Origin of the sequence: Nocardia sp. NPDC006982, from assembly GCF_042869435.1 — a bacterium.
Taxonomy (GTDB): domain Bacteria; phylum Actinomycetota; class Actinomycetes; order Mycobacteriales; family Mycobacteriaceae; genus Nocardia.
On the sequence record NZ_JBIAFV010000006.1, the window covers coordinates 568,712 to 583,281 of the forward strand.

Sequence of the window (14,570 nt, forward strand, 5' to 3'; positions counted from 1 at the left end):
GTCAGTGCAGTTTTCGGTATTGGGTGAGGTCTGCGGGTGGCGTGGGGAGACGCCGCTCGAATTGGGACCTCCGCAACGTCGCGCGGTACTGGCCGCGCTATTGCTGCGTGCCGGAAAGTCGGTCACCGCAGCGGAATTGGTGGAGGGGATCTGGGGCGAGGATCCGGTGCCGCGCGCCATCGCCGCGCTGCGCACCCATGTCGCGCAATTGCGTCGGGTGCTGGAACCGGAGCGGGTTTCGCGGGCACCGTCGACCGTGCTGGTCTCGGTCGGTGACGGTTACGCATTGCGGATCCCGCCGGGCTCGACCGATATCGAAGAGGTCGAGGCCCTGGTGGCCAGGGCCGAACGGGTGCGCGGCGAAACGCCGGACGCGGCACGCGAAGCATTGATCGACGCACTCGACCGCTGGCGTGGTCCCGCGCTGAGCGGATTGGCCGGACCTTTCGCCGAACGACACCGCACCCGGCTCGAGCAGTGGCACTTGACGATTCTCGAAGACCGGCTCGCCCTCGATATCGAGGTCGGCCGCGCCGCCGACGCGGTCGCCGAATTGGGTCCGCTGATCGATGAGCATCCGTTGCGCGAACGGTTCCGCGCACTGCTCATGGCCGCGCTGTATCACTGCGGCCGCCAAGCCGAGGCGCTCGGAGTGTTCGCACGGGCGCGCCGCGATCTGGTGGACGGGATCGGCGTCGAACCGGGTCCGGAACTGACCGCGATGCACGAACGCATCCTGCGTGCCGAAATGCCGACACCGCGATCGAACGGTTACGGTCCGGAACCGGTCGTGCCCGCGCAATTACCGCCGGATATCGCCGATTTCACCGGCCGCGAGCAATTGGTCGAGCACATCGCCGAGCAGTTGACCGGCGGCGGCAGCGCGGTCGCCATTTCCGCGGTCGGTGGCATGGGCGGCGTAGGCAAGACCACATTGGCCCTGCATGTGGCCCATCACGTGCGCGATCGCTTCCCGGACGGACAGCTATATGTGAACCTGCGCGGTGTCGATCCGGTGCCGACCTCACCCGGTGACGCACTCGGCGGATTCCTGCGTGCGCTCGGCATCGCGGAGGGCGAGATTCCGGGCGCCGTCGACGATCGCGCGGCCGAACTGCGCACTCGCCTCTCCGGTAAGCGCATGCTGATCGTCCTCGACAATGCCCGTGGCAGTGCGCAATTGACGCCGCTGCTCGCCGGAACACCCGGCACCGCCGTGCTGATCACCAGTCGTTCGGCGCTCACCGAGATGCCCGCCGTGCGCCGGACTCGCCTCGATGTACTGGAGCGCGACGAAGCCATGGCATTGCTGATCCGCATCCTCGGTCCGGAACGCGTTGCGGCCGAGGAAGGCGCCGCACGCCAGGTCGTGGCGCTGTGCGGCTGCCTGCCGCTGGCGGTGCGCATTGTCGGCGCGCGATTGGCCGTGCGGCCGCAATGGACGATCGGATCGTTCGCGGCGCGACTGGCCGACGAGAAGGGTCGGCTCGCGGTGCTGGAGACCGGTGAACTCGGCGTCGAGGCCGCGTTCCGGCTCGGCTACGGGCAGCTGAACGAGCAGCAGGCCAAGGCTTTTCGCACACTCGCGCTCGTCGACTTCCCGGATCTGCCGGTCGACGGCGTGGCCGCGGTGCTCGGCATCGCGGAGTCCGAGGCCGAGCGGATCTGCGAATCGCTGGTCGACCTGAGCCTGCTCGAGACGACGGTCCCCGGCCGCTACCGATTCCACGATCTGCTGCGCCTTTTCGCCCAGAGCGTCGCCGACGAGGACGAGTCGGCGGTGCTGGTCCGGCTGCTGGACTACTACCTCGCCGGTGCGAAGAACCTGTTGAGCGCCATCGACTACAGCAACATCACGCGCCTGTTGATTCCGACCACGGTGCCCGGGCGGCAGTTCACCAGCGGCGCCGAGGGACAGGTCTGGAACGACGTCGAGCGACCGGTAGTGATCGCGCTGCACCGGCAGGCCGCCAGGGTCGGTGGCCGCGCACTGCAGGTGGCGGCGGATCTGGCCTGGGTAATGGCCGAATTGATGGACGCGGGCACCCGCGCCAGGGAACTGTCCGAGGCGCTGACGGCATTGCTGGACACCGCAATTCGCGAGTCGCACGCGAGCGAACGCCGCATCCGGGTCGCGCTCGGCGCGCTGCTGCAGGTCGGGCTCGGCGAGGTCGAGGCGAGTCTGAAATATCTCGACGCGGCGGCCGAGCCATCCACCGACGACGCCGATCGCCGGATCGCGGTGCTTTCGGAGGTACTGCTCGGCATTGCCGATCGGCGACTCGGCGATGTCGAAACGTCGCGTCGGCATTTCGAGAATGCGATGCGCTTCGCCCGTGCACTCGGTGACCGGTCGATGCAGGCCTGGTGTCTGGCCTTGGTCACCCGAACCTATTGCGAGGCAGGGCGATACGACGAGGCGATCGATATCGCGGATCGGGCCATCGCGCTGGCGCGGGCGTCCTCGAATCCGGTCGCACTCGGTTGGGCCACCCACGAATTGGCCGCCACGCTATCGATGCGCGACGAGCACGAGCGCGCCCTCGAACTCGGTCGCGATGCCGTGCGGATCGCGCAGCGCAATGGTGTGCGACTCTGGGAGGGTTGGGCGCGAACCAGGTTGGCGCAGATCCAGTTGCGCGCCGGCGCTGTAGCGGATGCGGAAAGCCAAGCCGCAGAGGCGGTTCGGCTGCTCACCAAGGCCGCCGATCCGATCGATCGGGCGCGCGCCCTGGCTCTGCACGCGAGCGCGTTGGCGGCACAGGGACGCACCGGCCCGGCCGCGGCGGAGTTCGGCGAGGCCACCGAGATCTTCCGGCGCGCGGGGCTGGCCCCGCCCACCATCGATCGGCTCTTCAGTGCCGCGCCGACCGCTGACGTCGCGGATTAGGCGGCGTTTATTCAGCGTTTATCGGATGCTGATGGTTGCCTGGAATTCTCTGGGTCGATGCGATCGCCGTCGTGCGGGCGCGCTATATCGACTTGTGTGCGAGGGGTACGCAAGGCGTATCGGCATGTCCACCCGCGGTTTCCGATCGATAGGTTCACCCGATCGCGGGCGTCGCATCGACAGCGGCTGCGGGCCCGCCGGGTCCGGTCCACGCAGTCCGCGCACGCCGTGGTCGCCCCGGCAGCACCGGTTGCCGGTGCGCCCGGTCCAGCACCTTTCTGAAAGAACCTCGAGTCGCAATCTGACGAGTCCGTGACATGCCGGGCGAACTCCTTGTCGCGACCCCCGGACCAGCACACACTTCGAGGATGACAACCTTCGACGACCTCCGGGCGCTGTTCATCAACTGCACGCTCAAGCGCTCCCCTGAGCCGAGCAATACACAGGGTCTGATCGATGTCAGCGCCCACATCATGGCGAAGAACGGCGTCCAGGTTTCGCATATCCGCGCCGTCGATCACGACATCGCGACCGGCGTCTGGCCGGATATGACCGAGCACGGCTGGGCCACCGATGAATGGCCTGCGCTGCAGCGGCAGGTGATGGACGCCGACATCCTGGTGCTGGCCGGACCGATCTGGCTCGGCGACAACAGTTCGGTCACCAAACGGGTGATCGAGCGACTGTACGGCAATTCGTCGATCCTCAACGAGCGCGGCCAGTACGCCTATTACGGCCGCGTCGGCGGCTGTCTGATCACCGGTAACGAGGACGGCGTCAAACACTGCGCCATGAATATCCTCTACAGCCTCCAGCACCTCGGCTACACGGTTCCGCCGCAGGCCGACGCCGGTTGGATCGGCGAGGCCGGCCCCGGACCGTCGTATCTCGATCCGGGCTCTGGCGGACCGGAAAACGATTTCACCAACCGCAATACGACCTTCATGACGTGGAACCTGTTGCATCTGGCCCGGATGCTGAAGGACAGCAGCGGCATTCCCGCCCACGGCAATCAACGCTCCGAATGGGATGCGGGCTGCCGGTTCGATTTCGAGAACCCCGACTATCGTTAGGGCTCAGCAGGTTCGGGCATGGTCGCCGAACATCCTGTGCCACACCGGGATTCGGGTGTGAACTGCGCCGATGTCAGACACGGGTATCGTCGGAACGGTGTCCGGCCTCCGACGAGCTGGTTTATTTTTCGGTGCACTGCTCGCCCTGGTCGCAGTCCTCGGTGTGGCGGGTCTGCCGGTGTATGTGCATCCGCAGACCGACCCGTTGCGCCGTGCCGATGCGATCGTGGTGTTGGGCGGCACCGCCTATGAACGTTTCGACGTCGGCCTCGATCTCGCCGAACGCGGATACGCACCGCAACTGCTGATTTCCCGATCGACCGGCGAGAACGATTCGGTGATGGATCGGTATTGCGCGCCCCGATTCGAGTTCACCGTCAGCTGTTTCGTACCCGATCCGTGGACGACCGACGGTGAGGCGCGCGAGATCGCCCGGCGTGCAAGCTTTTACGGCTGGCACCACATCATCGTGGTGACCTATACCCCGCATGTGTCGCGGGCCAGGTACATCGTCGGCAAATGCTTCCACGGCGAGTTGACCATGGTGGCCAGTCCCAGCGACGGCGGCCTGAAGTTCTGGACCTGGATGTACCTCAGGCAGTCCGCGGGCTATGTGCGGGCATTCTTCAACCGAGGTTGTTGAACCGCGAACGCAGCGATATCGGGTCTCAGGGAGTTGTTGTCGGTGGCTGGCGCGATGCTGTGGCGCTTTGCCGGTGATCGGCACGATTCGGGTGCGGGAGGACACCCGACGGCTACGGCGCATGATTGCCCACGGTCGGGCGAAAATCTTGTCGGCGACGGTGTCGCTGCGGGCCGGTCGTTGGATGGTCAGCGTCGCTGAGTGCACGGAATTGCATCCGTCGCACCGGCATCCGGTCCACGATTACGGTGATCACGGTGGTTGGGTGGGGCTTGATCGAGGGTTGTCGGCGTTCCTGGTCGCAGCCACCAGCGGCGGTGTCGAGCTAGACCGGATCACTGATCAACCGCGACCTTTGGTGACCGGGATGCGCAGGCAACGGCGGCTCGCCCGGTCGGTCACACGGAAACAGAAGGGAAGCCGTAATCGGCGCGAGGCCGTTGCCCGGTTGGCACGTCATCATCACCGCATCCGTAGTATCCGCGCGCATTTCCTGCATCAGGTGTCGAACCGGCTGGTCAAGACTCACGACCGGCTGGTAATCGAGGATCTGAACATCGCGGGCATGCTCGGCAACCGGCGTCTTGCCGGTGCGATCAGTGACGCGGGGTGGGGCGAGTTCGCTCGCCAACTCCGGTACAAACAGTCCTGGCGCGGCGGAGAAGTGGTCACGATCAACCGATGGTTCCCGTCGAGCCGGCTGTGCTCGAACTGCGGTACACGTAATGAGAAATTGACGTTGGTGGGCCGCGTTTTCACCTGTGATTGTGGTGCGCGTATGGACCGTGATCTCAATGCCGCGGTCAACCTCGCTACGCGCGGCGAGCAACTGGATCTTGCCCGAGTCCGGGAGCCCGAAGCACGAGCCCCGGATAACAACGCCCGCCGACGGGACGGCTCTGACACACCCACCCGGTGTGTGAAACCAGCCCGGATGACGCGGGAACCGGTGACCACACCCGACACGGGTTGGGCATCGGACGTCCGAGAAGGACGGCGTCACAGAATTCGACGGAGTTCACAGACGCGCTGTCATAGCCTGGATACGGTTGTTGGGAGAGGACCGCCGTTGCGAATCGATGAGCTGCGCACGGTCGGTGACGACGAGCTGAGCGCCGATATCGTCATTATCGGATCCGGGCCCGCCGGACTGACCATCGCGACCGAACTTGCCGGAACACCGCTGCGCGTTCTGGTGCTGGAAAGCGGCGGGCTGACCGCGACCGAAGAGGTCGATGCGCTAGCCGATATCGAGAATGTGGGCGCGCGCCGGGCACAGTCGGATCGGGTCGCGGGCGACCGGATCCTGGGCGGTGCATCCCATACCTGGAGCGGCCGCTGCGGCCTGCTGGACGATCTCGATTTCAGTTGCCGTCCTTGGGTTTCCGGTTCCGGATGGCCGATCGGCGCCGCCGACCTCGAACCGTATCTGGCGCGCGCGGCCGAACACATCGGCATCGGCTGCGGCAGTGGCTTCACCGATGACGCGTTCTGGCAGCTGGCCGGTCGGTCCCAACCCGCGGTTGCCCTAGATCCGGCGCGCCTGCGTCCGTACTTCTGGCAGATCAGCCGGGATCCGATGGATCCATTCGACTGCAAGCGCTTCGGTGCGCACGTGAAAGATCTTGTCGCGCCGAATGTCCGGGTGCTCATAGATGCGACGGTCACCCATATCGACACCGATCCCGGAGGCACCCGGGTGGTTTCAGTCCAGGTCGCCGGTGCGGATCCGCAGCCGCGGTCGGTGCGCGCGCCCGTCTTCGTCCTGGCCACCGGCGGTATCGGAAATCCGCGGCTGCTGTTGGCCTCCCGGCGAAACATGCCCGGTGGCATCGGCAACCGGCACGACATGGTCGGGCGCTATCTGATGGATCACCGCTGCGGTGCGGTCGGCGCATTGGATCCGGCCGTGGCGAACAGCGCGCTGGAACGCTTCGGCAAGTACGTGGTGAAGACGCCGCACGGTAAGCACACCTTCCTGCACGGCGTCGCGCTCTCGCCGAAGATCCAGGAGGCCGAGGGCCTGCTCAATTGCGCACTGTGGCTGCAGGAGGTGCCCGCCGAGGACGATCCATGGGAGTCGGTGAAGCAGTTGCTGCGCGGACGCGGCGATCGCCACGATGCGCGAGTCGCGGTGAGCCACGCCGGATTACTGCTCGCGGGCGCGCGGGCCAGACTCATCAAACACGCCGGACTGCCGCACAAACTCGATCGAATCGAATTGCGCTGCATGGTCGAACAACTGCCGAACCCGGACAGCCGCGTCACCCTGACCGATCGGACCGATCGGCTCGGTGTACCGCTGTCCCGGATCGATTGGCGGGTGAATCGGCGGGAAGACACAACTGTGCGCCGGGCGGCAGCCGTGGCGGTCGAGGAGTTCGCGCGACTGGGATTCCCAGCCCCAACGCTGTACGACTGGGCGCGGGCGGACAGCGAACTGCCGCTGATGCTCACCGATTGGGCACACCCGGCCGGGACCACCCGGATGTCCACGGATCCGCGCGACGGCGTGGTCGACACCGACTGCCGGGTGCACGGAATGGCCAATCTATTCGTCGCGGGCAGTTCGGTTTTCCCGACCACCGGCCATGCGAATCCGACCCTGACGATCGTTGCGCTGGCGGTTCGGCTAGCTGATACTTTGCGGACTTTCGCATAGTCTGCGGCTTATGGACAAGACGCCCGGTTCGCCGCACCCATATGAACCACATCGTGAGGGTCTGGCCTCTCGGCTGAACTGGTTGCGGGCGGGCGTACTCGGGGCGAACGACGGCATCGTTTCGACCGCGGGTCTGGTTGTCGGTGTCGCCGCGGCGACGACCAGCGCCTCGGCCATTTTCACCGCCGGCATTGCCGGACTCACCGCCGGCGCGATCTCCATGGCCGTCGGCGAATACGTTTCGGTCAGCGCACAGCGGGATTCCGAGCGGGCGCTCCTGGCCAAGGAACGCACGGAACTCAAGGAAGAACCGGACTTCGAGCTGGCCGAACTGGCCGATATCTATCAGTCGAAGGGGCTGACACCGGAGACGGCGCGCAAAGTGGCCGAGGAGCTGACCGCGCACGACGCCTTCCTAGCCCACGCCGAGGCCGAACTCGGTCTGGATCCGCACGAATTGACCAACCCGTGGGCCGCGGCCGCCTCCTCGGCGGTCGCGTTCACCGTGGGTGCGCTGCTGCCACTGTTGGCGATCATCCTGCCGCCGACCACCGCACGCATTCCGGTGACATTCGCGGCGGTGCTGATCGCGCTGGCGATCACCGGGTCGGTCAGCGCCCGGCTCGGCGGTAGTAATCGCGGGCGCGCGGTGGTACGAGTGGTGGTCGGTGGTGCGCTGGCGATGGCGGTCACCTATGGCATCGGTCAATTGGCGGGTGTCGCCGGGTTATGAGAACGGGCCGAGGGAACCCCTCGGCCCGTCCTGTGTTCAGCGCGTCGGCGTCAGTAGTAGTGCCGCCGACCGCCGACCGGGTGCCGCCCCACCGACCCGACGAGGGCCAGTACCGCACCGATGATCAGCAATATGATTCCGGCCGTGGTGAGCAGACCGATTCCGAGTAGATACCCGACAATGAGGAGTATCAAGCCGAGGACGATCATTGTTCTTTCCTTTACTTGGTCGTTTTGACCGTTGTCCGGCCGGATGTTTCGACCGGTGCCGACCCGCTGGGCTGGCGCATGAACCGATTCCAGCTCCACGCCGGCTTACCGCCCTGCGGCGGGGTGACCTGCGCGGCGGGTTTGGTCGCGGCAGGCGGTGATGCCGCCGCCGGTGGCGTGCTTCGACGCTGCTCGGCGGCCTTGGCCTTCTCCTGGGCGGCCAACTCCCGGCGCGACTGCCGCAGATCGCGCCGGGTGGCGCTGTTGCGGCGGGAACTACGCCAGACGCCCGCGAGCAGCAGGCTCAGGCCGAGCATCCCGATCGCTCCGATCGCGATCCCGTAGAGGAAAAGTTCCCCCGCGGAAGCGGTGAAGTGATAGTCGAATACCCCGAAATCGCTGGATGACGTACGAACTTCGCCCGTATTGGCCGCCACTCCGGCAACGCCGATAATTACCGCGCCGATGAGAACGACGAGCCCGATGATAATGATCATGACAATCCCGTTGCGCTGGTTGACATTACCTTCTGGCTATGCCCGGTAATTCCGTAATCAAACACCCGACCGGCGCGGCGTTTGGAAACTGCCGATTCGGTTATCTGCCGAATCGAAGGACAGCCACCTACAAGGAGGTCGTGATGACCTATACCTTCGATATGACCGATTACTCCGACGAACGCGCCGTAGTCGCCGAACGCGCGCTCTACAACCTCGGCGGCGTGCAATCGGTCGACGTCGACCGCACCTCGGAAACCATCACCGTGAATTCCACCCTTTCCTACGGTGAAGTGCTCGACGCGATCCGCTCCGCGGGCGTCGGCGCGAAGTAGGCGGGACCTGGTCTAGCGCCGACCGAGGTCGAGGCGTCGAGTCACCCGGTCGACCAGGTCCGGGGGCATGCCGGGTTCACGGCGGGCGGCCAGAGCTTCGCGGCGGCCCGCTTCCAGGACATCGCCCTGGATATCGCGAATCTTCATCATCAGCTTCAGATCTCGGGCCGCGTTGGCCTTGGCGTCCTCGTCGGCCGCCTCCGGATCGGCGCGAGCCAGGCGCTGGCGGAGTTGGTTGCGCAGGCGTTCGTAGACGTCGTCGGGGAGGCCTTCGGTTTCGGCGATCTGTTTGAGGCGGTCGAGTTCCGCACGGACGACACGTTCCCAAAGGCTCCGTTCGAGCAGCCGTTCCTTCTGGGAGTCGGCCTGAACACCGCTGAGCCGCACGACAAGTGGCAATGTCGGGCCCTGTAGCAGCAGGGTGAACAGGACGACGGCGAAGGCCGTGAAGAGGATCTGAGTGCGACCCGGAAACGGTTCGCGGGCATCGGTGAGCAGCGGAATGGCCAGTGCCAGTGCGATGGTCGCGACACCCCGCATGCCCGCCCACCAGGTGACGACCGTCTCCTTCCAGGTGTAGGGCTCGTCGGCGTCCTCGTCACGCCACCACCACCTGCGCAGGGAAAGGGTGGTCAACAGCCACACCAGCCGCAGTCCGACCACCACGGCGACAACGACGCCGGCGACGCCGAGCAGTCGCGGCCAGCCGTCGCCCGTATCGTCGAGTACGACACCGAGTTCCAGGCCGATCAATCCGAAAGCGAAACCGCTGATCAGCATTTCGGTGATCTCCCAGAAGGCATCGCCGACCAGGCGGTAATCGCGATCGCCGAAATTGGTGCCCGCATCGGTCAGATACAGCGCGCACACCAGCACCGCCAGCACGGCCGATCCCGAAAATGCCTCGGCCACACCGTAAGCAGCGAACGGCAGCAGCAGGCTCAGCGCCACCTGCCAGGACGCCTCCTCCAGTTTGCTGGTCAACTTGCTGCCCGCATAGCCGAGCGCCATCCCGACAATGATCGCGACCACCGCCGAGATCACGAACTCGCCGACCGCATGCCATGCCGAAAACTTGCCGGTGAGCACGGCCTGCACCGCGACGCTGTAGATGACGATCGCGGTCACATCGTTGAACAGCCCCTCACCGCCGAGCGTCACCACCAGGCGGCGCGGCAGGCCCAGCTTGCCCGCCATGGCCGTCGCGGCCACCGGATCGGGCGGAGCGACAACAGCACCGAGTGCCAGGCAAGCCGCCAATGGCAGCGCCGGATACCAGGCGTGGAAAACCGCCGTCACCGCCGCGGCCGTCGCGAAAACCAACCCGACCGCGCGCAATGCGATCGGACCCCAGTTCTCCGCGAACTGCCGCCATGAAGTCCGCCGTGCTGCCGCGTACAACAGGGGCGGCAGCACCAGCGGCAGGATCAGGTCGGGCGGCACATCGACCCGAGGAACCGCGGGTATCAGCGCGAGCACACATCCGAATACCGTCATCAGGACCGCCGATGCGACACCGAGTCGCCGCGCGAGCGGTTCGGCCAGGATCGTGGCGAATAGCAAGACGAACATCAGCACCAACTGGTCCATGACGCCCCAGTCTGCGGTGAGTTGCTGAGATTTCCCTAGCGACCGCGCCCATACGGCACTGTGAGTCTCCGGCGTTCCTGTCGCGTCAGACGGTTGGGCACCAGCTGCCACCAGGTCATACACCGCCACACCCATTCCAGCGGGCCGTAGCGGAACCAGCGCAACCAGTAATAACTCCACAGCGCCTGCACCGCGATAATTGCGGCGGCCGAGCCGAGCAGTGCGCCGTAGCGATCGGAATCGGATAGGCCGAGCCACGGGTCAGCGGCCAGGACAAGTCCGGTTGCCGAGACGTAATTGGTCAGCGCCATCCGCCCCATCGGCTCGAGCATCTCCGCAAAAACCTCACCGGTCTCGGTGCGCAGGAATAGCAGGAATCCGGTGAGATAGGCGAGCGCGCCGAGCAGTCCGGCGACCGGAGCCACACTGCCGGTCCACAGCGCGCTATACGGCGTGCGGTACTCGCACACCCCGGCGGCCACCGCCGCGGGCACGGCCGGCACGAACACCACCGCGATCCGCCAACTGCGATCGCGCAGGTCATCCGCGAGGCCGAAGCGGTCGGCGGCCAGACCGAGCAGGAACAGACCGGGCACCAGGCCGAGCCCACCGCCGATCGTGACCGGAACCCCGATTGTGGCAACCAGCCCGACGAGCAATATCACCCAGCGCCCTAGCCCGGCCGCGGGCAGCAGCACCACCAACCCGACGATCGCATATGGCAGCAACGCCTCACCGGGCTGGAACACATGGTGGATCAGACCGAACACACCGAGCGCGACGAGCCGCCGCGCGAGTACCAGCCGCGGACGGTCGCTGCACTCGGCCGCTCGATCCAGGAACAGCGAAAAGCTCAGCCCGAACAGGAACGAGAAGATCGGAAAGAACCGTCCCTCGAACAGCACAGACAGCACGTGCCGTATCGGATCCACAGTTCCGGGCCCGACCATCGCGCGCATATCGGTGATCTGCCAGATATTGACCACCAGAATCCCGCACAGCGCGAAACCACGCACGGCGTCGAGCTCGTGGATGCGCGGGCGCGCACCGGCGGGATCCATGCATCCACGCTATCGAGGGCCCGCTCCAGATCCGGTGAAGACAACGCCGCTCAGCCCAGGTTGGCCTCGACCAGCGCGCACAGCGAAAGCTTCCTTCGCCTGCCGCATCCATGCCGGTGAGCTCGAGCACTAATACTTCGTGCATTAACTATTCATGCGCTAAATTTGATGTCGACCCTAGGAGGTGCCATGGAGATCGACGATCCGTTGCGGCTGGATCGGCAGGTGTGTTTTGCGCTGGCCGTGGCCAATCGGTCGGTACTCGGCGTGTACCGGCCGCTGTTGGAACCGCTCGGGCTCACGCATCCGCAGTATCTGGTGATGTTGGCGCTGTGGGGTGAGGCGCCGATGTCGGTGAAGGCAATTGCCGAGGCGATTCAGTTGGATTCGCCGACGCTGTCGCCGCTGCTCAAGCGGCTGGAGTCGGCCGGGTTGATTACGCGAGGTCGCGATAGTCGTGACGAGCGCAACCTCGTGGTGGATCTGACCCCGGCCGGGCGAGCGCTGCGCAAGCAGGCCGAGCAGATTCCGCCCGCCGTGGTGGAGCGGCTCGGCGTGACATTGGCGGATCTGGAGGAACTGCGCGAAGTGCTGACCCGGGTCAACGAGGCCGCGCGTCGCGCGGGTGACCCTGCCACCTCACGAGGAGTGCACGCATGACCCGACCCAATCCCATCCAGTGGATCGGCTACGCCTTCGGGCGGCGCCTGCCGGATTCGTTGCGCGAGTGGGTGCGCAACGACCTCACCGGCAAGTACGCGACGCCACGTCATATCGTGCGCGGGCTGGTGCCGTTCACCCCACTGTTCGCCGTATTCCTTTTGTTCCCAGGCGAATTGTGGTTGCGCGGGTCGATGGTGTTGTTGGCACTACTGCTCGCGTTGTTCTACACAACGGCCTTCATGCCGATGAATCGGGCGCATCGCCTGGCGAAACACGGACTGCCTGCCGATTTGCAGAATCCGGAGCGGGCGCGGCGACGGGCGCTGGAGCGGGCGACCTACGCGGCGCAGCATCCGCATTGAGCAAACACAATCCTGTCAACGTCCTGCCGGCCTTCGCGATTCACCAGTAGCGACGACGCGCGGAGCGGCGAGCGGTGAAGTTGGGCGGCCTGGTCTCGGTCGGCCTGGCACGCCGACGGTTTCGCCAAGGGGCATCTGCGGGGCGGGTGGCGTGGAGTCGTTTCTTTCGCATGGCCGGCAGCGTCAGCGCAGGGCCCACGGGGCAATGGCCTGGACGGCGGGCCAGCCGAAATCTTCGGTGTCCTCGTCTTCGACGAACCACAGCCAGTTCTGCACCGCACGGACCAGCGTCCAGGCGCGGGCGCGATCCGGATCGAGTCCGGCGATATCGACGACGGCGGCAAATCGATCGTCGAGAGCGGATTCACTGCGCCGATTCCACAGCAGCGACAGCGTGGTGAATTCGAGATCGCCCGCCAGGGGCTGCGGATCGATGACCAGCCATGGTTCGCGAGTGCCGCCGAGGACGTTCTCGTAGTGCAGATCCTCATTCACCAGCAGTCGGTCCGAACTCGGACCGAGCTGCACGCAGACGTCGACGGCCGCGTCGAGCATCTTGCGCGGGAAGGGTCCGCCGAGGCGCTGCCAGTTCTTGGGCAGTTCCTCGACCAGGCGCTCGGCCTCGGTACGCAGGTCGCGAGAGATTCCCGGCGGAGCGGGGATGGCGAGTCGACGCAGCAGGACGGAGATGATCCGAACCGCGTCGTCGATGGGCTCGAAGTCCAATGACCGGGTGGGATCGAGTCGTTCCAGCAGGAGTGCGCCGTGCTCGGCGTCGCTGTCGAGCAACCGCACCGCACCATTGCCCGCCCAGGCGGTCAATGCGACCGGCTCGTCGCGGGTCTCGGGAGTGAGATGGCCGAGTTTGAGCACAACCCGACCGCCATCCGCGCGCACGGCGGGCAGCACCAAGCCGCCGTAGCCATACATGGGTGCGCCCTCGAACCGAAGCTCCCAGCGCTCGGCGAACCGGGCCGCGAGTTCGGGCAGACCATCCAGCCAAGCCCGAGCCGCGGGCTCCATCTTGACGAGCCGATCGGCGAAGAATTCGGGGACAACGATCACCAATCGAGCTTCTCAGCCGTGTCGAACGAATTTCGTCGTCGATCGGCTACGGGAATCCGGGCAGCGGGGGCAGCGGCGGCAGGAATGGGAACGGATTCTCAGGCATCGGGTTGGGGACCGGGTTGGGATTCGGATTCTGTGGGACTGGATTCTGTGGGACTGGATTCTCCGGCACCGGGTTCTGCGGGACCTGGTTCTGGGGAACCTGGTTCTGCGGGACCGGATTCTGCGGAACCTGGTTCTGCGGGACCTGGTTCTGCGGAACCGGCGGCGGTTCCGCGACGCCCTGACCTTGCGGTATGCAGGTCCAGTGGCCATCCGGCGACTGTCCCCATTGCGCGACGACCCCGTCGTGCGAGCAATCGTCGCCGATCCCGTGCGCTTCGCGCGCCTGTTCCTGTGGCGCACAGACCCACAGGCCGTTGCGCTGATCCCATCGGGCGACGACCCCGTCGTGCGAGCAATCGTCGCCACGCTTGCGCGCCGGTTGCCCCGCGGAGGTCGTCGCGCGGTTCGACGGCGGCACGAGCGGGGGCGCGGGACGGGCGGTGCTGGCTTTGACGCTCGACGTGCCCGATGTCGGTGCGTCGTTGTTCGAATCCTGATTCGACCGCAGTAGCGCGATCGCGACCACCAGCGCGAGCGCGGCGGCGATGACGGCCGCGATGGTCAGGACGCGCCCGCTATCGTTTCCCGATGTCGTACCGCCGCCGGATTCCACCATCACACCGCCTTCGTGCCGAGTAGGGACTACCTTCACGAAAAGCTCTGCTGGCAGGCTACCGAA

General features: G+C 66.0%; 14 protein-coding genes and 1 pseudogene. 9 read left to right on the plus strand and 6 right to left on the minus strand.

Annotated elements, in window-relative coordinates; all coding sequences use genetic code 11:
* The first annotated feature begins 4 nt into the window (after nt 1–4).
* From ACFYOW_RS26620 to ACFYOW_RS26645, 6 genes and pseudogenes are all read left to right on the plus strand, one after another.
* Nucleotides 5–2,890 carry a BTAD domain-containing putative transcriptional regulator gene (locus ACFYOW_RS26620; RefSeq protein WP_387292269.1) on the plus strand — a complete coding sequence of 962 codons (2,886 nt, stop codon included), beginning with the start codon at nt 5–7 and terminating at the stop codon, nt 2,888–2,890.
* Nucleotides 2,891–3,258: 368 nt separating this feature from the next.
* A complete protein-coding gene (locus tag ACFYOW_RS26625; RefSeq protein WP_387292271.1) occupies nt 3,259–3,963 on the plus strand; it encodes a flavodoxin family protein in 705 nt (234 codons plus the stop codon).
* Nucleotides 3,964–4,033: 70 nt separating this feature from the next.
* Nucleotides 4,034–4,606: a YdcF family protein gene (locus tag ACFYOW_RS26630; RefSeq protein ID WP_387292273.1), complete on the plus strand. Its 573-nt coding sequence runs from the start codon at nt 4,034–4,036 to the stop codon at nt 4,604–4,606.
* 121 nt (nt 4,607–4,727) lie between these two features.
* A pseudogene (locus ACFYOW_RS26635) lies at nt 4,728–5,366 on the plus strand (RNA-guided endonuclease InsQ/TnpB family protein); the annotation flags it as partial.
* A gap of 309 nt (nt 5,367–5,675) precedes the next feature.
* Nucleotides 5,676–7,268, plus strand: a complete 1,593-nt coding sequence (locus tag ACFYOW_RS26640) for a GMC oxidoreductase (RefSeq protein WP_387292425.1) — start codon at nt 5,676–5,678, stop codon at nt 7,266–7,268.
* 10 nt (nt 7,269–7,278) lie between these two features.
* Nucleotides 7,279–8,001 carry a VIT family protein gene (locus ACFYOW_RS26645; protein ID WP_387292275.1) on the plus strand — a complete coding sequence of 241 codons (723 nt, stop codon included), beginning with the start codon at nt 7,279–7,281 and terminating at the stop codon, nt 7,999–8,001.
* Between the two features lie 50 nt (nt 8,002–8,051).
* On the opposite strand, the gene ACFYOW_RS26650 is transcribed toward ACFYOW_RS26645, so the two are convergent.
* Nucleotides 8,052–8,210: a hypothetical protein gene (locus ACFYOW_RS26650; protein ID WP_387292277.1), complete on the minus strand. Its 159-nt coding sequence runs from the start codon at nt 8,208–8,210 to the stop codon at nt 8,052–8,054.
* 11 nt (nt 8,211–8,221) lie between these two features.
* A complete protein-coding gene (locus tag ACFYOW_RS26655) occupies nt 8,222–8,707 on the minus strand; it encodes a hypothetical protein (protein WP_387292278.1) in 486 nt (161 codons plus the stop codon).
* A 143-nt stretch (nt 8,708–8,850) separates the two neighbouring features.
* Here ACFYOW_RS26655 and ACFYOW_RS26660 point away from each other — a divergent pair, with 143 nt between their 5' ends.
* A complete protein-coding gene (locus ACFYOW_RS26660) occupies nt 8,851–9,042 on the plus strand; it encodes a heavy metal-associated domain-containing protein (RefSeq protein ID WP_062990687.1) in 192 nt (63 codons plus the stop codon).
* A 12-nt stretch (nt 9,043–9,054) separates the two neighbouring features.
* On the opposite strand, the gene ACFYOW_RS26665 is transcribed toward ACFYOW_RS26660, so the two are convergent.
* Entirely contained in the window at nt 9,055–10,632 is a 1,578-nt protein-coding gene (locus tag ACFYOW_RS26665) for a Na+/H+ antiporter (RefSeq protein WP_387292280.1), read from the minus strand.
* A gap of 35 nt (nt 10,633–10,667) precedes the next feature.
* The gene (locus ACFYOW_RS26670) at nt 10,668–11,693 is read right to left on the minus strand and encodes a DUF418 domain-containing protein (protein WP_387292282.1); all 1,026 of its coding nucleotides are present in this window, start codon (nt 11,691–11,693) and stop codon (nt 10,668–10,670) included.
* A 189-nt stretch (nt 11,694–11,882) separates the two neighbouring features.
* On the opposite strand from ACFYOW_RS26670, the gene ACFYOW_RS26675 reads away from it, so the two are divergent.
* A complete protein-coding gene (locus ACFYOW_RS26675; RefSeq protein WP_387292284.1) occupies nt 11,883–12,353 on the plus strand; it encodes a MarR family winged helix-turn-helix transcriptional regulator in 471 nt (156 codons plus the stop codon).
* A complete protein-coding gene (locus ACFYOW_RS26680; RefSeq protein ID WP_063044749.1) occupies nt 12,350–12,718 on the plus strand; it encodes a DUF5313 family protein in 369 nt (122 codons plus the stop codon). The genes ACFYOW_RS26675 and ACFYOW_RS26680 overlap by 4 nt, the downstream gene beginning before the upstream one ends.
* 183 nt (nt 12,719–12,901) lie before the next feature.
* Here ACFYOW_RS26680 and ACFYOW_RS26685 read toward each other — a convergent pair whose 3' ends face one another.
* Together ACFYOW_RS26685 and ACFYOW_RS26690 are read right to left on the minus strand one after the other, a co-directional pair.
* Nucleotides 12,902–13,783, minus strand: a complete 882-nt coding sequence (locus ACFYOW_RS26685; RefSeq protein ID WP_387292286.1) for an aminoglycoside phosphotransferase family protein — start codon at nt 13,781–13,783, stop codon at nt 12,902–12,904.
* A gap of 46 nt (nt 13,784–13,829) precedes the next feature.
* Nucleotides 13,830–14,507 carry a hypothetical protein gene (locus tag ACFYOW_RS26690; protein ID WP_387292288.1) on the minus strand — a complete coding sequence of 226 codons (678 nt, stop codon included), beginning with the start codon at nt 14,505–14,507 and terminating at the stop codon, nt 13,830–13,832.
* Nucleotides 14,508–14,570: the final 63 nt, after the last annotated feature.